Here is a 19,375-nt window from a genome sequence, read left to right on the forward strand (position 1 = left end):
GCCCGAGCGGCGTGACAGCTCCTCCTCGGGGCTTCGGTTCAGAGGTGGTGCCGAGTCGGCGCGGCGCCACCTCTGAGCCGGTAGACGGGCCCGGATCCGGCTCGGAGCGGTTTGGGGACCGCAGGGGAGCCCGACGGGGGTTCCTCCCTAGCCCGCGATCCGCGCCCGTTCCACGACCGCGCGCAGGTCCAGGCTGTGCGGCAGCGTGCCGAAGGCCGTGCCCCAGTCACCGCCCAGCCGCGAGGCGCAGAACGCGTCCGCGACCTCCGGCGGAGCCCAGCGGACCAGTAGCGATCCCTGCAGTACCAGGGCCATGCGCTCCACCACGCGGCGGGCCCGCCCCTCGATGCCCTCCAGATCGGCGAGGTCCGTCAGCAGGTCCTTGATGGCCGAGTCCAGCCTGTGGTCGGCGCCCCGGGCCAGGCCGACCTCCTGGAGGAAGGCGTTCAGCGCCTGCGGCTCCCGCTGCAGGGCGCGCAGCACGTCCAGGGCCTGGACGTTGCCCGAGCCCTCCCAGATGGAGTTCAGCGGCGATTCGCGCAGCAGTCTCGGCAGCCCGGACTCCTCGACGTAGCCGTTGCCCCCCAGACACTCCAGGGCCTCGGCCACCATCGGCGTACACCGCTTGGTCACCCAGTACTTCGCGGCCGGCACGGCGAGCCGCAGGAAGGCCTTCTCCTGTTCGGTCCCGGCGTCGTTGGCGGCGGCCAGCCGCAGCGTCAGGGTGGTGGCTGCCTCCGACTCCAGGGCGAGGTCCGCGAGCACGTTGCGCATCAGCGGCTGGTCGACGAGCAGTGCTCCGAAGGCAGAGCGGTGCTCCGCATGATGCACCGCCTGCGTCAGCGCCTGCCGCATCAGCGCGGCCGAGCCGATGACGCAGTCCAGCCGGGTCGCCGCGACCATCTCGATGATGGTCCGCACCCCGCGGCCCTCCTCGCCGACTCGCCGCGCCCAGGTCCCGTCGAACTCGACCTCGCTGGACGCGTTCGACCTGTTGCCCAGCTTGTCCTTCAGCCGCTGGATCGCGAAGACGTTGCGCGTGCCGTCCTCCAGCACCCGGGGCACCAGGAAGCAGGTCAGCCCGCCCGGAGCCTGGGCCAGCACCAGGAAGCCGTCGCACATCGGAGCCGAGCAGAACCACTTGTGCCCGGTCAGCAGGTACTCCCCGGACGCGTCCAGCGGCACGGCGGCTGTCGTGTTGGCCCGTACGTCACTGCCGCCCTGCTTCTCCGTCATCCCCATGCCGAAGAGCACACCGGCCTTCTGCGCGGCCGGCCGCAGCCCCTCCTCGTACACGTGCGAGGTCAGTCGCGGCTCCCATGCGGCCGCGATCGACGGATCGGCCCGCAGGGCCGGCACGGCCGCGTGCGTCATCGAGACCGGGCAGCCGTGGCCCGCCTCGGCCTGCGACCACAGGAAGAACCCGGCGGCCCGGCGCAGGTGCCCGGACGGACGCCCCCAGGCGTCGGTCAGCCCGGAGCCCACCGCGTGCCCGAGCAGCCGATGCCACGCAGGGTGGAATTCGACTTCGTCGATACGGTTCCCGTACCGGTCGTGCGTGCGCAGTTTCGGAGGGTTGTCGTTCGCCTGCGCGCCCCATTCCTGGGCCTGCGCCGATCCGGCTGCGCGCCCGAGGGCGGTGAGCTCCTCCCGTACCTCGCCGAGGAGTTCGGGATCCGCGGACGCCAGGTGTCGCTCGATGCCCTCGGTCAGGGCCCGATCGCCGGTGAAGACGTCGTGGCCCACCAGCGGCGGGGCCTGGTTGCTGACTGTGTGGGTGGTGGCTGCCATGCGGATACCGTAAGGACGTGCAGCCAGCAAAAGAAACACCCGAGCGGATCCCAGGACGGCTCCACCGGGCCCGCGCCCTCTACCGCAACGTCTCGAAGCGGAAGATGGGCTGGCTGCTGTTGAAGGACACCGTCAACTCGTGTATCGAGTACCGCATCCTCGGGCTGGCGGCCGAGGCGGCCTTCTTCACCCTGCTCTCGCTGCCCCCGCTCTTCCTGGGCCTGCTGGGCCTGCTCGGCTACGTCGACGGGTGGACCGACACCCGTACGGTCGAGAGCATCGAGGAGAACATCCTGCGCGCGGTCGGCACGGTGCTGTCCGACCGCGGCGTCAACGACATCGCCAAACCCCTGCTGGACGACGTCACCCGCAGCGGCAGACCCGACCTGATCTCGCTCGGTTTCGCCTTCGCCCTGTGGTCGGGGTCCCGGGCCGTCAACGTGTTCATCGACACCATCACCGTGATGTACGGACTTGACGGTCATCGCGGCATCGTCAAGACCCGGCTGCTGGCCTTTCTGCTCTACGTCATCGCCCTGCTCATCGGGGCGATCGTGCTGCCGCTGATGGTGGTGGGGCCGGACGCCGTCGTCCGGCTGGTGCCCTGGGGGACCGAGGTGATCGCCGTCCTGTACTGGCCGACCGTGACCCTGCTGTCCATCGCCTTCCTGACCACGCTCTACCACGTGTCCGTGCCCGTGCGCTCACCGTGGATCGAGGACGTCCCGGGCGCGCTGGTGGCACTGGCGATGTGGGTGCTCGGCTCGTTCCTGCTGCGGATCTACCTCACCAACACCGTGGAGGGGCCGACCATCTACGGCTCCCTGGCCGCGCCCGTCGCCGTGCTGCTCTGGATCGGCATCTCGGCCTTCGCGGTCCTTGTCGGCGCCGCCGTCAACGCCGCCATCGACCGCGTCTGGCCCTCGGTGGCCACGGCGGCGGCGCGCGAGGCCAACGAGCGGGCCCGCGAGGCGGAGGCCGCGCAGCTGGTCGCGCGGGCCGCCGCCTGGCGGGCGATGGCGGAGGGCGAGTCGGAGGACGACGAGGACGAGGGCATGCCGTCGGAGTTCCCGGAGCGCTGGTCGCGGTTCCTGCCGCCCGAGGACTATTCCTCGCGCCTGCGCAAGCACTGACCGGCCGGGCCCGGAGGCCGGTCGGCCCTCGGCCCCGTACGACGCCGACCAGCCGTCCGCCGGGAGTGGGCCCGACCCGCGCCGGCGTCCTCGTCAACGGCATCGACCACCCGCCGGTCCAGCCCGGGTGAGGCCGCACGGACCACCGCCGCATAGGCTTCCGCCATGAACGACACCGCACACGCGATGCGGATCCGACCGGGTGGCCCGGCGGACGCACCGGCCCTGCTGGACATGCTCGACTCCGCCGTGGCCTGGATGAATGCCCGCGGCAACACCGAGCAGTGGGGCACGACGCCGTACTCGCAGCGTCCCGGCGGGCCGGAGCGGGTCGAGCGGTACACGACCGAGAACACCCCGTACGTCGCCGAGCTGGACGGTGTGCCCGTCGGCGCCCTGGTCCTGGACCACGGGCCCAGCCCGCAGCTGCCGATCGCGCCGGCCGGCGAGCCCGAGCGGTACGTGCGGCTGCTGGTCTCGGACCGGCGGCACGCGGGCCGGGGCATCGGGGCGGCGCTGCTCGCGCACGCCGCCGAGGAGACCCGGCGGGCCGGCGTCGCCCTCCTGCGGGTCGACTGCTGGGCGGGCGGTGGCGGCGAACTGGTCGCCTTCTACGAGCGCAGCGGCTTCGCCCCCACCGAGCGCTTCCTGTCCGGCGACTGGCCGGGACAGGTGCTGGCCCGGCGGGTCGGCCCGGCACGCGGCTGACGGCGCGGAAGCGAAGTGGCCCCGACACGGAAGCCGTGATCACGGACGCCTGCCGTCGGTGCCCTCATGCCCCCGCTGGTCCCGGAGGAAAGCGAAGGTCCACCACGGGGCACAGAGGGTTGGCCGGCTTACGAGGTGGCCTGGGTGCCGTTCGCTTCGAAGACGCGGGCGGTGGCGCACGGATGATCGGCGAACTGGTCCAGGTACCCGCCGGCCAGGCCCACCGTGTCGCCTTCCTTGGCGAAGAGCTTTCCTTCGGCGTCGTACACGGCCGTCTTGCCGTTCTCCTCACGGGCCGACCAGCCGTGGCCCCACGCGATCAACTCCGGCTGCGCGTTCTTGGCGGTCTTCACCCCGACACAGTTGCCGTCGGTGACCACGAGTGTCCCGGGAAGATGGGCGAAGAGCCCGGGGAAGGGGTCGTCGGCCTCTCGGGTCACGATCTGGGCGGGGGTCTTCTGGTGCGTGGTGGCCGCCGAGTCGGCGTTCGCCGGCTTCACTGCCGCGGGGGTGCCCCCGGCCTTCGGGTTCTCCGCACTCGCTCCTGCGCACGCCGCGGTCGCCGTGGCGACGAGCAGGCAGCCCGCGAGAGCGACCACGCCACGGAGGGCCCGACGCGAACTCCGTTCCACCGTCAGCGCTGCCCTGTCGGTGGCGCTGGTGTGCTGGTCAGGGGTATCGGGCATCGCGTCCCGCTCCTTCGCGTGATGTAGCCATTCCAACATGACGTGTGCAAGGGGACACGGCCCGCACCGTCGCCGAGACGAACGGTGCGGGCCGCTGGTGCGGCTGCCGGCCAGAGGTCGGGGATTTTCACCCGGTTTCGAGGGAGACGCCCCAGGTGTTCAGGATGGTGCTGATGGGCACATAGTTGATCCAGCGCGAACACTGGATCAAACCGACGTTCGGGTCGGTGGAACCGCACGAGTACGTCGAGGAGCCGGCGGTAAGGTCCGGGCCCAGCAGAATCCCTCGGGCCTGTACCCCACCGGTGACCTTCTTGAACATCGGTGCGCCACTGTCGCCCTGGCCGCCCATGATCTGTCCGGACGGAGCCGCGACCTGGATCACGCCGACGTTCGCTCCGTAGAGTGTGACGACGTCGCCGTCGTCGTAGACCGTGCCGCAGTGCTCACCCGTGCTCGCGCCCGAGGAACACACCGGGTCTCCGGGCCAGTTCGAGTACCAGTTCTTCACCACCGAAGTGGAGGTGCTCGCGTATCCGCCGCGGAAGATGCTCGGAGTGGTGGCGGGGGAGTTCGACGGGTCGATCAGCAGGGAATCGATGCCCGGGCTGTATGCCACGGAGGAGCCGCCGGGGGCGATGAGCTGCCCGGCACCGTCATAGACGGCTCCGTTGCCGGTGCGGTCGCAGTGTCCCGCGCTGATCAACCGTCCGGCGGAGCCGGCCAGCACGGCGAACCCGCTGGAACAGCTTCCCCCGGGGTGACGGGTTCGGATGCCACCCTTCCACGGCGGGGCGTCATTGCCCCGCGAGTAGCCGACGGCCGGCTCCACACCGAGCTTGAGCGCAACGTCCGGGATCCGGGCGGTCTCACGCAGCTCGGCCAGCCGTTCCTGGGCGACTGCACTGCGCGGACTTGAGGCGATGCCGACCGTGACCCCGCTGCCGTCGTCGTTGAGATCACTCCAGGTGATCCCCAGGCGGGCGCTTGCCGGGCTGTTCAGGATGCGCGTGCGCGCCGCCTCGGCCTCGGCGCGCGAGTACTTGGCTCCCCCGGTGAGTTCGACGGTCACGCCGAGCGGCTTGCTGGCCGCGTAGGCAGTCACATCGGCCGGCGGAGTGCCCTTCCAGAGCACCGTGATCGACCGATTCTTGTAGTCCGTCTGCTGACGCGTGAATCCACGCTCCGCACCCAGTTCGTAGATACGGTCAGCCACGACGGGCATGACATCCTCGGTCGGCGAGGCGGCGTCGAGGCCGACCGGCTCAGGGCCGGGCTTGACGGTCCAGCCGGCCCTGCCCTTCGGCACGTACGGGTCGTTCACGGCCTGGGCCGCCGCGTTCTCCTGCTGAGGCGCGGAGTCCACCCCGAACGCCGAGGCGGGGGCAAGCCCCAGACTCAGCGCCAGAACGGCCGCCCCCACCGCGAGGGTCCCCCCTCTGAGCTTCACGAAAGTACCTCCCCGTTGACGTCGAACAAGTGATCTCATTCGAACGCCATGCACCCTACACACCTCTAGCTTTCAGGGACATGTCAATTGTGCTAGCAACTCGCCTGCCAGTAAGGCTAGTTGTGCGGCTGCTTCTGTGAATCCACGCTGCGGATGGGGGCCGTCGACCGGGATACTGCGACCGCTCCGGGCGTGGGTGTACTGCGCTACGAACCGAGGAGTTCTCGCGCAGGACGCTGTACGACATGCGGCGTGACGCTGGTCCGCCCGCTGTCGGCGTGGTGCAGGTGGGCCCAGGATTTAATCGGTGGTGCCGTGTCCGGGGGTGGGGCTATGGTTCTGCTCGTTCCACGGCGCGGCTGGGTCGTTGCCGAGGACACCGTATGGATTCGTTGAGAAGAAGCAGGAGGTGAGGACATTGATGACTGTCACGGTGACGGGCTCTGCCCGCATTCAGGAGTTCATCGTTCCCACCCCTGTGGTCTCCGGCTGACACCCACACGATCCGCGCGCTCGGAGCGCGCCGCCGGGGCCACCCTTCGAAGGGTTCCCCTTGTCCAACGCTCCGCTCCACCCGTTTTCCTCTTCCGCGATCCAGCACCCGCTCGCCGCCTACGGCTGGGACGGTGGCTGGGAGGCCGAGTTCGCCCCGTACGCATCCCAGGGCCTGGTCCCGGGCCGGGTCGTCCGGGTCGATCGCGGTCAGTGTGATGTGGCCACCCCTGACGGCGTCGTCCGTGCCGACACCGCTTTCGTCGTTCCCCATGACCCGATGAAGGTCGTGTGCACGGGGGACTGGGTCGCCGTCGATCCCGAGGGCAGTGATCCGCGGTACGCGCGGACCATCCTGCCTCGGCGGACCGCGTTCGTCCGGTCGACGTCGTCCAAGCGTTCCGAAGGTCAGGTGCTGGCCACCAACATCGATCACATCGTCATCTGTGTGTCGCTCGCGGTCGAACTCGACCTCGGGCGGATCGAACGGTTCCTTGCGCTCGCGATGGCCAGTTCGAGCGGTGCGGCACTGCTGCGTACACCGGCCGACTCCTCGGAGTCGGGGGCGCAGCCGCTGGTCGTCCTCACCAAGGCGGACCTGGTCCCGGACCCGGTCACCCTCGGCCACCTGGTTCAGGACGTGGAGACCACCGCCCCAGGCGTCCCGGTCCTCACGGTCTCCTCCCGCACCGGGGAGGGCACCGACGTCCTCGGTGCGATCGTCGCCGACGGTACGAGCGTCCTGCTGGGCGTCTCCGGCGCGGGCAAGTCCACCCTGGCGAACGCGCTGCTCGGCGCGGACGCCATGGAGGTCCAAGCCACCCGCGACGCCGACGGCAAGGGCCGCCACACCACGACCACCCGCAACCTCCTCCTCCTGCCCGGCGGAGGGGTCCTCATCGACACCCCGGGCCTGCGCGGCGTCGGGCTCTTCGACGCGGAGGCGGGCGTGGGGCAGGTCTTCTCCGAGATCGAGGACTACGCCGCCGAATGCCGCTTCCACGACTGCGCCCACGAGGCGGAGCCGGGGTGCGCGGTGCTCGCCGCGCTGGAGTCGGGGGTCCTGCCGGAACGGCGTCTGGAGAGTTACCGCAAGCTCCTGCGCGAGAACCAGCGGATCGTGGCCAAGACGGACGCCCGGCTCCGGTCGGAGATCCGCCGCGACTGGCGGCTGAAGTCGGCAGAGGGCCGGGCGAATTACGCTGCCAAGCGTGGCGGCCGCGCCTGACCCGCCCACCCCGCCCCGGGTCGACCGGCCCGGGGCTCCCGTCTTCCCGGCCGGGCGGTTCGAGTGCCCTGGTGCCCGGACGGGCGGTCCGGCCGCGTCCTACTCCGCGGCCACCGCGCCGACCCATGCCCCCACCACCAACAGGCACCCGAACAGTTCCACCAGCACGCTCGTGCCCACCGCCCGCATCACCGCCCGCGTCGACGCCCAGGCCTCGCCGTGCCCGCCCAGGCGCAACCGCTCGCAGAGGTAGATGCCGCCCATGAATCCCGGGACGGCCCCCACCACGGGAACCAGTACGAAGCCCAGCAGCGCGCCGGCACCGGCGAAGGCCGCCGTCCGGGGGGTGGCCGGCAGCCCGTGCGTCCGCCGGGGCGGCAGCTGCCACTTCACCACCTGGACCACCAGCAGCAGTGCCGTCGCCGCGACCAGTAGGGACCACGCCAGCACTGACCGCTCGTGCAGGGCCCACCACATCAGCCCCGCCCACACCAACCAGGTCCCGGGCACCCCGGGCACCAGCACCCCGACGAGCCCGAGCAGCAACACCAGACCCACCAGGAGCAGCTGCGGCACGTCCACCCGCCCAGCGTGCCCGACCGCAGGCTACCGGGCCACCCAGCCACGCTCGTACGCGTGCCAGCCGAGCTGCAGCCGGGTCGTCACCCCGGCCGCCTCCATGAGCCCCTTGACCCGCCGCTGTACCGTCCGCAGGCCGAGCTCCAAGTGCTTGGCCGCGCTCGCGTCCGTCATACCCGCCAGCAGCAGCGAGAGGATCTCCAGATCCGTGGCGTCCGGTACCGTCCCGAACTCCTCCGGCGAACCGGCCGTGCCCAGCCGCAGCGGCAGCGACTCCCGCCACACCGCCTCGAACAGGCCCGTCAGCGACTCCAGGAGCCCGGACGGGTGCACCACCAGCGCCGCCGGCTCCGCGCCGCGCCCCGTCAGCGGGACGATGGCACGGGTCCGGTCCGCGATCACCAGCTTCGTCGGGACCTCCGCCGCCACCCGGACTTGCTCGCCCCGGGCCAGCGCCGAGGAGACCTCCCGGATTCCGCCCGGCAGGGCCAGCACCTCCCGCTCGATCACCACCCGGTGGCCGACACCGCCCGCCGAGCCGCGGCCCTCCGCCTCGCCGTCCGGTCCGGTCGGCACCGGGGAGCCTCCGCCGACCAGGGCGCACACCTCCTTCTCCGCGCCCAGCCGGAGCTGGTGGAAGCGGTGCGCCACCGCGCTCGCGCCCTGCACCAGCTCCACGAGGTCGTGCACGGACGGTTCGGACGCCTCCGCCCGGTACTCTTCCGCCAGCCGCGCCGCCGCCGTCTCGGCCTGCTCCAGCTCGTGCCGCTGCCGGGTCAGCAGGGCCCCGAGCGCGACCCCCGGCGGGGCCGCGACCCAGCGCCCCGGCCGGGCCGAGGACCGGGCGGCCAGCCCGTGCCGCTCCAGATGGCGCAGGGCCCGTTCGGTCTGCGGCACCGGCAGGGTCAGCCGGTGCGCGAGGTCGGGGACCTCGGCCGCGCCCAGCGCCACCAGCACGCGGTACGCAGACTCCTGGCCCTCGTCCAGGCCTATGGCACCCAGCAACCCGTCCACCACCCTTTCGACACCGCGCCTGGCGGGAAGCGGCCACGGCGCGAACCCGCCGCCGACATCATCGCCGCATCCCCCTCCCCTCTGCCAAGGTTGCGCCACCACAGCACCAACATCCTTCGATCAGACGCCATTTACGCGGCAGCTTGCCGTGCAATGCAGTGGTTGGCCGGAATTCGCCCGAGGGGAGCGGTGTGCCCGGACCGGGCGGGCGTCCACGCCCCGGCCGCCGGGGTGGCCACTCGGGAGGTCGTGCGGATGTGCGACCCGCGCTGATCCGTACGGGTGGGACGGGAGGGGACCACCGGGCCGCGGGCCGGGCGGCCCTTTTCGTGCATTCGGCGTTTTCGGCCCCCACCGCGGGCCGAGAATGAGGGCATGAGTCAGCAGGGCGCGGACGACTGGTGGCAGAAGCTCTACGAGGACCCGGACACGGGCCCGGCACCCGACCCGGGGGACACCCTCGACCACCGGTTCCGGTCGGCGGCCGGTGTCACGGGCGACCCGGTCGGGGCATCGCCTCCCGCGCCGCCGGAGCCGGTACGTGATGCCGGGCTCGGGCAGGGGCGCGGGTCCCTGCCGTCCCCGCGGACCGAACCGGACACCGGCCCACCCGTGCGGCCGCCACTGCCGGACGGCCTCCGTCGGGAACCCGCCCGGCCCCCGACGGCAGGGCCGGTCCCGCCGCCGCGTCCGGCCCCCGACGCCCGGCCCGCGCCCGTGGCCGCCCCGCCCGGCGAGCGGTCCGTACCGCCGCCGACGCCTGCCGCGCCGGCGGCCGGTGACGCACCGGCCGGGCCGCCGGCGCGACCAGCCGTGCCACCCGCCCCGGAAGCGGCCCCGCCCGGCGAGCGGCAGGTCCCGCCGCGGCCCGTCGGCCCCGCACTCGACCAGCCGGCGGTGCAGGTGCCGCTGCCCGGCCGGACGTACGGCCGGCCGCCGGCTCCGGCCGCGACTCCCGACGCTCCGGCCGGGGCGCCCGCCGCGGACGCCGCTGCCCCGCCCGGAGAGCGGTACGCCGCGCCGCCGCCCCCGGCCCCGCCCTGGCACGGGGCCCAGCCGCGCGATCCGCGTACCGGCGGAGCCACCGGCTACGCCCTCGGGGGCGTCGAGGTCCCGCCGGCGCCCGGCCCGGAGCTGCCCACCCGGCCGGCCGGGGCACCGCGCCGGGAGGACCGCACCAGGGAGGTGCCGCAGCCCGGGGCCCCGCCCGAACCCGCCGCCCCGCCCGTCGCGGAGGCGGCCGCGCCGCGGCAGCGGCCCGAAGTGCGCCACATCGGCGACCGCGCCCCCACCTACGCCGCCGAGCCGGGCCCGCTCCCGCCTGCGGATCCGGCCGCACTCGACGCGCTGGTCCCGGACACCGTTCTGGAGGGCGCCCGTTACGGCGCCCACACCCTCCGGGCCGCCTCCCTGCGCGGCGATTCCGCCCGCTACCGGGGCGAGACCCGTCGGGACTTCCTGCTCACCGCCCGCTTCGGAAGCGGCGACGACGCCCTGGTGCTGGTGGCTCTGGCCGGCGGCGACCGGGCCGCTCCGGGCGCCGCGGAGGCCGCCGCCGAACTGTGCCGCACGGTCGCCGCGGCCGTCGGCCGCAGCCAGGGCCGGCTGGCCGACGACATCCGGGCCGGTCGCCGCGACGCGCTGCGCTCGGGCCTGCAGCGGCTCACCGACCGTGGCTACGGACGCCTGCGGGTCCGCGCCGCCGAGCTGGGGCTCGCGGAGGAGCAGTACACGGCGGGACTGCGCGGGCTGCTGCTCCCGGTGGATCCCGAATGCCGCACCCGGGTGTGCTTCGGCGCCGGCGCGGGCGGACTGTTCCGCCTCCGTTCGGGCCAATGGGAGGACCTGGAGCCCACCGGGCCTGCCGCACCCGTGCCTGCCCCCGCGGCCGACGCCACCGAGCCGGCGGACGCGGCGGACGAGCCCGGCAGCGCCTTCCGGTTCCGGGCGTCTGTGGCCCGGCCGGGGGACACCCTGCTGCTGTGCTCGGGCGGCCTGGCGGAGCCGATGCGGGAGGAGGCCGCCCTCCGGGCGGAGCTCGCCGCCCGCTGGGCCGAACCGGAGCCTCCCGGCCTGGCTGCCTTCCTCGCCGACACCCAGCTTCGCCTCAAGGGGTACGCCGACGACCGCACGGCTGCCGCCGTCTGGGAGGCGTAACCGGCGCGGGCATGGCTGGATGGGAGGCATGGCCAAGCAGAACGTGGCGGAGCAGTTCGTCGGCATCCTGGTGCGCGCCGGGGTGCGGCGGATGTACGGAGTCGTCGGCGACAGCCTCAATCCCGTGGTGGACGCGATCCGCCGGACGGACGGCATCGAGTGGATCCAGGTCCGCCACGAGGAGACCGCAGCCTTCGCGGCAGGTGCCGAGGCCCAGATCACCGGCCGCCTCGCCGCCTGCGCCGGCTCCTGCGGCCCGGGAAACCTGCACCTGATCAACGGGCTGTACGACGCCCAGCGCTCGATGGCACCGGTCCTCGCGCTGGCCTCGCACATCCCCTCCGGCGAGATCGGCCTGGGCTATTTCCAGGAGACCCACCCCGACCAGCTCTTCCGCGAGTGCAGCCACTACAGCGAGCTGATCTCCAACCCGCAGCAGATGCCCCGGCTGCTGCAGAGCGCCGTGCAGCACGCCATCGGCCGCAGCGGGGTCAGCGTGGTCGCGCTTCCCGGGGACATCGCCGCCCGACCCGCCCCGGACAGGGCGGTGGAGCACGCCCTCGTCACCGCCAGGCCCACCGTACGGCCCGGCGACGACGAGATCGAGAAGTTGGTCCGACTCGTCGACGAGGCTCAGCGGGTCACGCTGTTCTGCGGCAGCGGCACGGCCGGGGCGCACGCCGAGGTGATGGAGTTCGCCGGCCGGGTCAAGGCCCCCGTCGGGCACGCGCTGCGCGGCAAGGAATGGATCCAGTACGACAACCCCTACGACGTCGGGATGAGCGGGCTGCTCGGCTACGGCGCGGCCTACGAGGCCACCCACGAGTGCGACCTGCTGATCCTGCTCGGCACGGACTTCCCGTACAACTCCTTCCTGCCCGACGACGTGAAGATCGTCCAGGTCGACATCCGCCCCGAGCACCTCGGACGGCGTTCCCAGCTGGATCTCGCCGTGTGGGGAGACGTGCGCGAGACCCTGCGCGTCTTGAACGCGCGGGTGAAGGCGAAGACGGACCGCCGCTTCCTGGACCGGATGCTGACGAAGCATGCAGACGCCCTGGAGGGGGTGGTGAAGGCCTACACCCGCAAGGTCGAGAAGCACACGCCGATCCACCCGGAGTACGTGGCCTCGGTGCTCGACGAACTGGCCGACGAGGACGCGGTGTTCACGGTCGACACGGGCATGTGCAATGTGTGGGCGGCGCGCTATCTTTCCCCGAACGGCAAGCGGCGCATCATCGGTTCCTTCAGCCACGGCTCGATGGCCAACGCGCTCCCGCAGGCCATCGGCGCACAGTTCACCGACCGCAGTCGTCAAGTGGTGTCGATGTCCGGCGACGGCGGTTTCTCCATGCTGATGGGAGATTTCCTCACCCTGGTGCAGTACGAACTCCCCGTCAAAGTGGTGCTCTTCAACAACTCATCCCTCGGGATGGTCGAGTTGGAGATGCTGGTTTCCGGCCTGCCCTCCTACGGGACGCGGAACAAGAACCCGGACTTCGCCGCGATCGCCCGCGCGGCGGGCGCCTACGGGGTGCGCGTGGTGAAGCCCAAGCAGCTCAGCGGTGCTTTGAAGGACGCGTTCCGGCATCCGGGACCCGCTCTGGTCGACGTGGTGACCGACCCTGCGGCCCTGTCGATTCCTCCGAAGATCAGCGCCGAGATGGTGACCGGATTCGCACTCTCCGCCAGCAAGATCGTGCTCGACGGCGGGGTGGGGCGAATGATCCAGATGGCTCGATCCAACCTGCGCAACGTGCCCCGCCCGTAAGCCCGAAGGAGTGCGGATCCCCCCGGGGGGCATGCATCCCGTAGACCTGTTCGAGAGCAGTGGACACGGGAGGGACACCGCCGTGCGGGTGGGGGCGAAGACGGGGAAGCTGTGGAGCAGAGGGGCGCCGGGGCCGCGCGAGCCGTCCACCGCCGAGAGCGGGGCGGCGGGGGACATGCTGCGCATCAGCCGGAGCGTGCGCCGCGCGGACCTGAAGGCGGTGGGCGAGGTCCGCCGGTCCCTCAGGGAGCTGATGCGCCACCGGTGCGGGAACGAGGCGACGGCCGTGGCCGAACTGCTGATCACGGAGCTCGTCACCAACGCCCTCGTCCACACCGACCGGGGTGCGGAGGTGTCCGCGAGCCTCACGGCTACGCGGTTACGGGTGGAGGTCCGCGACTACGCCGTGCGCCGGCCCCGGCCGTACGTACCGACCGCCGACGACGGTACGCACGGCCGGGGACTGGTACTGGTGGAGGCGCTGGCCGACGACTGGGGCGTGGACCCGCTCGCCCTCGGCGGCGGCAAGGTGGTGTGGTTCGAGCTCGACCTGCGTCGCGAGCTCCCGTACGCCGCAGGACCCGCCTGAACGGGCGGGTCCTGCGGGCTGTCCCCGGGGCCGAGCCCGGGCCCGGTTCAGCCGAACTGCTGCTCCAGGTCCTTCAGTTTGCGCTCCAGCGAGTCCAGCCGGGGGATCGTCTGGGTGTCGTCCTCGGCGGTGAGGTCCACCATCCGGGTCCCGGTCCCATCAAGGGATTCGGTGGGGTTGACGGCCTGCAGGGAGGGCCGGCGGCGTAGCGGCAGCTGTCCCGATTCCGGTATGGCCGGCTCCGCGCCGACCGGCGCGGAGCCCGCTCCCTGCGTCAGTTCCGGGAGCTCCACCTGGCGGCCGCGGGACCGCCCGAACGCCCGGTGCTGCCGTCCCAGCGCCTTGATGCGCGCCCGGTCGAGCCGGTTCTGGTCGCGCCTGCGGTGCCGGTCCTGCTCCCGCTCCTTCTTGTCCTCGCGCACCTCGTCCACGGCCTCGTCGAGGGTGCGCACCCCCTCCAGCAGCATGAGGGACCATGCGCCGAAGGTCTCCCGGGGGGCCCGCAGCCAGCGGACCATCCGGATCTGTGGCAACGGCCGCGGGATCAGGCCCTGTTCGCGCAGCGCCGCCCGGCGGGTCTGCTTGAGGGCGCGGTCGAAGAGGACGGCAGCCGAGAGCGACATCCCCGCGAAGAACTGTGGAGCGCCGTCGTGGCCCAGCCCGCGCGGAGCGTGCACCCAGTTGAACCAGGCGGCCGCCCCCGCGAACAGCCAGACCAGCATGCGTGAACCGAGGGCCGCGTCACCGTGGCTGGCTTCGCGGACGGCGAGCACCGAGCAGAACATGGCGGCGCCGTCGAGGCCGAAGGGCACGAGGTACTCCCAGCCCCCGGAGAGGTTGAGGTTCTGCCGGCCGAAGCCGACCAGCCCGTGGAAGGAGAGTGCGGCGGCCACGGCCGCGCAGCAGAAGAGCAGCACGTACGAGGCGGTTCCGTAGACGGCTTCCTTGCGCCGCCGCCGCTCCTCGCTGCGTTCCCAGCTGTCCTCGGCCGCAGCCTTCTCGCTCTCGCGCTTTCCCCGCGCCAAGACCGCAACCGCCGCAAGCACGCCCAGGATCAGCAGACTGCCGGGCAGCAGCCAGTCCAGCGATATGTCGGTCAGTCTCATGCGGATGTCCCTTGCCTCGCGTATGCGGTCGTGCGGCTTTCCGGGCGCCATAGTGGCGCAGCCGGTGCGCCGTGCACGCGGGTTTCGGGGCAAGTGGACGCCAACGGGGGGCGGGGCCCGCCGGATAGGGTGTTGTGTCTCGAACTGACGTCCGCAGGAGTGGAGTTGAGTTCGATTGTGGCCCCCTCTACGGGTGGGTCGGCCTCGTCGCCGCCGCTCGTCGGGCCGACTGTCGCACTCCTGTCGCCGGGCGCGACCCGGTGGGCCGCCGTCCCGGCGTCCGGAGCGTCAGGCGGCCTCGGCCGTGAGGCGGGTGATGCGGTCGGCGTCGCAGGTGCGCGGGCAGGTGACGCAGGTGTCCTCCGGCCGGATCGTGTAGAAGAGGCAGCAACTGGCCCGGTCCCGGGTGGGCAGTTCGACGCCGTCGGGGCCCGGGAGTGTGCGGAATCCGGCGCCCCCGGTGTACGGGGCCGTCGAGCCCGGCAGGAGTGCCTCCAGTTCGGCCGTCGCGCGGCTCTCCTCGCCGAGCACGCGGCCGGCGTACCAGAGGCCTTCGACGACCTCGTCGGTCACCATGCCCCACAGGGCGCGCCGGCCGCGCCGCAGGCGCGGGCCGAAACCCTCCAGCAGCGGTTCGAGGTGCAAGGCGACCGCGGCCCGCACCTCCGCGCGCAGCGCCTCCTCGTCGGGCACGACCCGGGCCCCGGGGAGGTCGGCGGCCGGGTCGTCCGGCAGGCAGGCGAAGCTCCCGACGTGCACGCTCATCCGGCCGAGGGCCCGGTGGAAGGAGACCTCGGCCACCGGGAGTCGGGGGACCCGCCGGTGGAGGAGCCACGGGAGGGTGATCAGCAGGCAGGCCGGCCACGCGTACCGGTGCAGCCCGAAGCCCGCGATCACATCGGGCCGCGCCCTGGTCCCGTAGTCCCGCAGGACCTGGGTGTCGTCCCAGGCGAGGAAGGCGTCCAGGGTGGGCCCGCCGGCCGCGAGCTCGTCCGCGCCGACCCACCCCGCACCGCGTGGGGAGGGTTCGTGCGCGGCCCGCTCGATGACGCGCAGCCCGCCGTACACGTCGGCCAGTCGGGCGTAGGCGTCCGCCACCGCGGAGCCGGGCGGGGCGGGGGTCGGCGCCGGGAGGGCCGGGACGGTCATGGCGGGCCACCGATCACACGATCGTTAACAGGTAAGCCTTACCTTACCTGACTGGAGGGGGTGCGAACGGCCCCTCGCGCGGTGCGTCACCTATTCTCGGGACAGGTCGAGACCCGGATGAGGAGGACCGCGTGCGCGAAACGGCCCACCCCCGGGTACCGGCACAACAGCGGAAGGTACTGCGCCATTCGGTGCGCGGGCAGGTCCTCGACGCCCTGCGCGCGGCCCTGGTCGACGGGGAGCTCGTACCGGGGGAGATCTACTCCGGCCCGGCGCTGGGGGAGCGCTTCGGCGTCTCCGCGACCCCCGTGCGCGAGGCGATGCAGCAGCTGGCCGTCGAGGGAGCGGTGGAATGCCTCCCGAACCGGGGCTTCCGCGTCCTGTCGCGCACCCCGCGGGAACGCGCCGAACTGGCCGAGGTTCGGGCACTGCTCGAAGTCCCGGTCATGCTGCGACTGGCCCGCACCGTGCCCGAAGCCACCTGGCAGGCCCTGCGCCCGGCCGTCGCCGCCACGGCCGAGGCGGCGGCCGGGGGCGACGTGCCGGGTTACGCGGAGGCGGACCGGGCCTTCCACCGGGCGGTGCTCCGGCTGGCCGGCAACGACCAGCTGGTGCAGGTGGCGGAGGAACTCCACCGCCGGGCCCAGTGGCCCCTACCGGGCGCCCCGAGGGTCCGGCAGGCCGACCTCGTCGCGGACGCGGCCGAGCACGCGGCCCTGCTGGAGGCCCTGATCGCCCGTGACCTCCCGGTGGTGGAATCCCTCGTACGGGAGCACTTCGCCGGAGCCTGACCCCTGGGCGGGCGCGGTACGGACGCCCCGCACCGCGGGCCGGCGGGCGGCCTGCGCGGTCGGACGGGCTACACCGCAGGCGCCGGGTGCAGCTGGTCCGCGAGCCAGGTGGGGATGCCGCCCAGCAGGTGGAACAGCCGGCGGGCCTCCGCGCGCAGCCGGGTGGCCTCCGGCTCCGGCTCGGCCTCGGCGAGCGCCGCCAGCGCCGGAGCCGTGCCGATCAGGAACCCCAGGTCCTCCCGGATCCGCAGCGACTCCGCGAACCCCTCGCGGGCCTCGGCCACCTCGCCGTCCCGCAGGGCCAGCGCGGCCAGGTGTCGGAAGGTGAACGACAGCAGCAGGGTGTCCCCGTGTGCCTCGGCCCCCGCGTGGGCGCGCCGGTAGGCCGGCCGCGCCGACTGCGGGGCGTCCGCGAGGTGCTCGGCCACCAGGCCGCGGCGGAAATCCAGCAGCGGACGGGTCCGGGAGCCCGGTGACAGCAGGGCGGCCGCCCGGCCCAGCGCGGAGCGGGCCTCGTCGGCCCGGTCGCGCACGCCCAGTACGGTCGCGGCGTAGGCCAGCTGGCCCCGCTCGCACGCCGCCGCGCCCCGGTCGTCGTCGTCCTGGGCGACCGCCTCGGCGACCCGGAGCGCGTCCTCGGCCTCCGCCCAGCCCTGGCCCGTGAACAGACAACGCTCCACCAGCAGCGCGGTGCGCTGCACGGCGGCGGCAGCCTGGCCCGCCCCGCCGACGCGGGGCGTCAGCAGCGCCGCCGCGTCGGTCCAACAGCCGCGCGAACGCAGCCGCCATATCGCCCGCTGGAGGGGGTCGTCCCCCCCGGTGGAACCGGCACCCGACATGGCGGTGTCCGCCACATTGCCCTCCCCAAAGCAATCAAGCAGCACATGGTTGAGCCCTGGGGCGAAATGAGAGCACGGATCGCGGGCTCCGGCCAAGGGGTCGGGTGAACTCTTTCACAAAGTCCGGACGGATCATCAGCGCCGCCCGCCGCGCCGCGGCGGGCGGCGGAGCGGATCTCCTCAGCTCATGCGCAGTGCCAGGAAGAAATCGAGCTTGTCCTCCAGCCGGGAGAGGTCCCGCCCCGTCAACTGCTCGATTCGCCCGACCCGGTAGCGCAGCGTGTTGACGTGCAGGTGCAGGCGGGTCGCGCAGCGGGTCCAGGAGCCGTCGCAGTCGAGGAAGGCCTCCAGGGTCGGGATGAGCTCCGCCCGGTGGCGCCGGTCGTAGTCGCGTAGCGGGTCCAGCAGTCGGGCGGTGAAGGCGCGGCGCACGTCGTCCGGCACGAACGGCAGCAGCAGCACGTGCGAGGCGAGCTCGTGGTGGCCCGCCGCGCAGACCCGGCCCGGCCGGGCCGCCGCGACCCGGCGGGCGTGCCGGGCCTCCTCCAGCGCCCCGCGCAGCCCTTCGGCGGAGTGCACGGCCGCGCTGACGCCCAGCGTGAGCCGGCCGTCGTCGGCCAGGCCGGCCGCCAGGGGGTCCCGTACGGTCGCCAGCAGCTCGTCGGCGTGCAGGGCCGAATCCGGTCCCTTGTCCTCACCGGCATCCCCGGACAGCGACGGCAGCGGCACCAGCGCGATGGCCTCGTCACCCGCGTGGGCCACCGCGATCCGGTCGGAAGGCTCCGGGCCCGAGACCGAGGGGTCGACGAGGATCTCCTCCAGGAGCGACTGGGCGACCGGGCCGCCGGGGATGTCCCCACTGTCCCAGTCCACCCGGGCCACCACGACCTGCCAGTGCGGTGCGGCACCCAGCCCGGGCAGCAGCACCGGGGCCGCGACCCGCAGACGGGCGGCGATCTCGGCGGGCGCGGCACCCGTCTGGACCAGCTCCAGGACCTCCTGCGCGAGGCGGCGGCGCACGGTCCGGGCGGCGTCGCGCCGGTCGCGTTCCACGGCGATCAGCTGGGTGACGCCCTGCAGCAGGTCCAGGCGCTCGGCCGGCCAGTCGCCGGCGTCCGCCTCGACGGCCAGCAGCCAGTCGGACAGCACGGTCTCGCGCACGTCGCGGGCGGCCGGGCCGGCCGCGCCGCGGCCGTGTCCCCTGATCGGGAAGAGCGAGTAGGTAATACCCTGGATGGAGATCCGGTGCGGTCCCCTGCGGCCCGTCCGGACCGCCGCGAGGTGCTCGCCCGCCAGCGCTGCGCAGATGCCCGGCGCCAGCGGCTCTCCCGCTCCGGCGATCTGCCGGCCGGTGGGGGACAGGACCCAGGCCCGGAGGTCGAGGTCGGTGGTGAGGAGATCCAGCACCACATCGGGTCCGCCTCCTGCCGGACCCGATGTCATCAGGCGGCGGTGGCGGTCCACGACGGCCGCCAGGTCCCCGGCACGCTCGCCCGAGACCTGCCGCACGACGTATTCCGTGATCGTGGCGAATGCAACGTCCTCGTTCACTGCGAACAGCGGCAGCCGGTTGCGCACACAGGCCGAAACGAGATCGTCCGGGATGTCGCCCAGCTCCGCCTCGCCCGCCGCCAGCCCCGCGACGCCGGCGCCCGCGAGGATTCGTACGAACGGCTCGGAGTCGGCCGAATTTCGCCGCCACGCCAGGCCGGTGAGGACCAGTTCGCCCCCGGACAGGTACCGGCTGGGATCACGCAGGTCGGTCGTCATGACCCCGCGGACCGTACGGTCGAGTTCGTCCTCGCCGCCGAGCAGCCGCAGCCCCAGCGCCTCGGTCTCCAGCAGTGCGCGCAGCCGCATGATGTCGCCGCCGATCTGTCTCGAATGTTGCC

Annotated in this window: 16 protein-coding genes; 7 read left to right on the forward strand and 9 right to left on the reverse strand. The window is 73.1% G+C overall.

Going from position 1 to position 19,375, the window contains the following annotated elements; translation table 11 throughout:
- Positions 1–147: 147 nt before the first annotated feature.
- Positions 148–1,791, reverse strand: coding sequence for an acyl-CoA dehydrogenase family protein (locus tag R4Z63_RS26045; RefSeq protein ID WP_037915440.1), 1,644 nt, complete (start codon positions 1,789–1,791; stop codon positions 148–150).
- A 17-nt stretch (positions 1,792–1,808) separates the two neighbouring features.
- Here R4Z63_RS26045 and R4Z63_RS26050 point away from each other — a divergent pair, with 17 nt between their 5' ends.
- Complete coding sequence (locus R4Z63_RS26050; protein ID WP_384451248.1) at positions 1,809–2,924, forward strand: YihY/virulence factor BrkB family protein; 1,116 nt, start codon at positions 1,809–1,811, stop codon at positions 2,922–2,924.
- A 165-nt stretch (positions 2,925–3,089) separates the two neighbouring features.
- Entirely contained in the window at positions 3,090–3,632 is a 543-nt protein-coding gene (locus R4Z63_RS26055; RefSeq protein WP_037915445.1) for a GNAT family N-acetyltransferase, read from the forward strand.
- 128 nt (positions 3,633–3,760) lie between these two features.
- Here the strand turns inward: R4Z63_RS26055 and R4Z63_RS26060 are convergent, their stop codons facing one another.
- A complete protein-coding gene (locus tag R4Z63_RS26060; RefSeq protein ID WP_384451243.1) occupies positions 3,761–4,318 on the reverse strand; it encodes a hypothetical protein in 558 nt (185 codons plus the stop codon).
- 127 nt (positions 4,319–4,445) lie between these two features.
- Entirely contained in the window at positions 4,446–5,768 is a 1,323-nt protein-coding gene (locus tag R4Z63_RS26065; protein ID WP_157840140.1) for a chymotrypsin family serine protease, read from the reverse strand.
- Between the two features lie 553 nt (positions 5,769–6,321).
- On the opposite strand from R4Z63_RS26065, the gene rsgA reads away from it, so the two are divergent.
- Positions 6,322–7,488 (forward strand): ribosome small subunit-dependent GTPase A, encoded by a 1,167-nt coding sequence (gene rsgA, locus R4Z63_RS26070; RefSeq protein ID WP_384451240.1) that lies wholly within the window; start codon positions 6,322–6,324, stop codon positions 7,486–7,488.
- Between the two features lie 99 nt (positions 7,489–7,587).
- Here rsgA and R4Z63_RS26075 read toward each other — a convergent pair whose 3' ends face one another.
- Together R4Z63_RS26075 and R4Z63_RS26080 are read right to left on the reverse strand one after the other, a co-directional pair.
- Positions 7,588–8,070, reverse strand: a complete 483-nt coding sequence (locus R4Z63_RS26075; RefSeq protein ID WP_037915460.1) for a DUF456 domain-containing protein — start codon at positions 8,068–8,070, stop codon at positions 7,588–7,590.
- A 24-nt stretch (positions 8,071–8,094) separates the two neighbouring features.
- Positions 8,095–9,072, reverse strand: a complete 978-nt coding sequence (locus R4Z63_RS26080; protein ID WP_384451347.1) for a helix-turn-helix domain-containing protein — start codon at positions 9,070–9,072, stop codon at positions 8,095–8,097.
- A gap of 384 nt (positions 9,073–9,456) precedes the next feature.
- On the opposite strand from R4Z63_RS26080, the gene R4Z63_RS26085 reads away from it, so the two are divergent.
- From R4Z63_RS26085 to R4Z63_RS26095, 3 genes are all read left to right on the forward strand, one after another.
- On the forward strand, positions 9,457–11,238 hold the full coding sequence (locus tag R4Z63_RS26085; RefSeq protein ID WP_491522600.1) for a protein phosphatase 2C domain-containing protein: 1,782 nt from the start codon (positions 9,457–9,459) through the stop codon (positions 11,236–11,238).
- Between the two features lie 28 nt (positions 11,239–11,266).
- Complete coding sequence (locus tag R4Z63_RS26090; protein WP_384455408.1) at positions 11,267–13,009, forward strand: pyruvate dehydrogenase; 1,743 nt, start codon at positions 11,267–11,269, stop codon at positions 13,007–13,009.
- Positions 13,010–13,184: 175 nt separating this feature from the next.
- Positions 13,185–13,598: an ATP-binding protein gene (locus R4Z63_RS26095; protein ID WP_384455414.1), complete on the forward strand. Its 414-nt coding sequence runs from the start codon at positions 13,185–13,187 to the stop codon at positions 13,596–13,598.
- Positions 13,599–13,645: 47 nt separating this feature from the next.
- On the opposite strand, the gene R4Z63_RS26100 is transcribed toward R4Z63_RS26095, so the two are convergent.
- Positions 13,646–14,704: a DUF2637 domain-containing protein gene (locus R4Z63_RS26100; protein ID WP_037915469.1), complete on the reverse strand. Its 1,059-nt coding sequence runs from the start codon at positions 14,702–14,704 to the stop codon at positions 13,646–13,648.
- Between the two features lie 288 nt (positions 14,705–14,992).
- Positions 14,993–15,853 (reverse strand): (2Fe-2S)-binding protein, encoded by an 861-nt coding sequence (locus R4Z63_RS26105; RefSeq protein WP_384455405.1) that lies wholly within the window; start codon positions 15,851–15,853, stop codon positions 14,993–14,995.
- Between the two features lie 131 nt (positions 15,854–15,984).
- Here R4Z63_RS26105 and R4Z63_RS26110 point away from each other — a divergent pair, with 131 nt between their 5' ends.
- A complete protein-coding gene (locus R4Z63_RS26110; protein ID WP_052029999.1) occupies positions 15,985–16,644 on the forward strand; it encodes a GntR family transcriptional regulator in 660 nt (219 codons plus the stop codon).
- Positions 16,645–16,712: 68 nt separating this feature from the next.
- On the opposite strand, the gene R4Z63_RS26115 is transcribed toward R4Z63_RS26110, so the two are convergent.
- The gene (locus tag R4Z63_RS26115; RefSeq protein WP_037915477.1) at positions 16,713–17,498 is read right to left on the reverse strand and encodes a hypothetical protein; all 786 of its coding nucleotides are present in this window, start codon (positions 17,496–17,498) and stop codon (positions 16,713–16,715) included.
- Between the two features lie 165 nt (positions 17,499–17,663).
- Complete coding sequence (locus R4Z63_RS26120) at positions 17,664–19,343, reverse strand: PucR family transcriptional regulator (RefSeq protein ID WP_037915480.1); 1,680 nt, start codon at positions 19,341–19,343, stop codon at positions 17,664–17,666.
- Positions 19,344–19,375 lie beyond the last annotated feature (32 nt).

Source organism: Streptomyces sp. PL-29 (assembly GCF_058344425.1).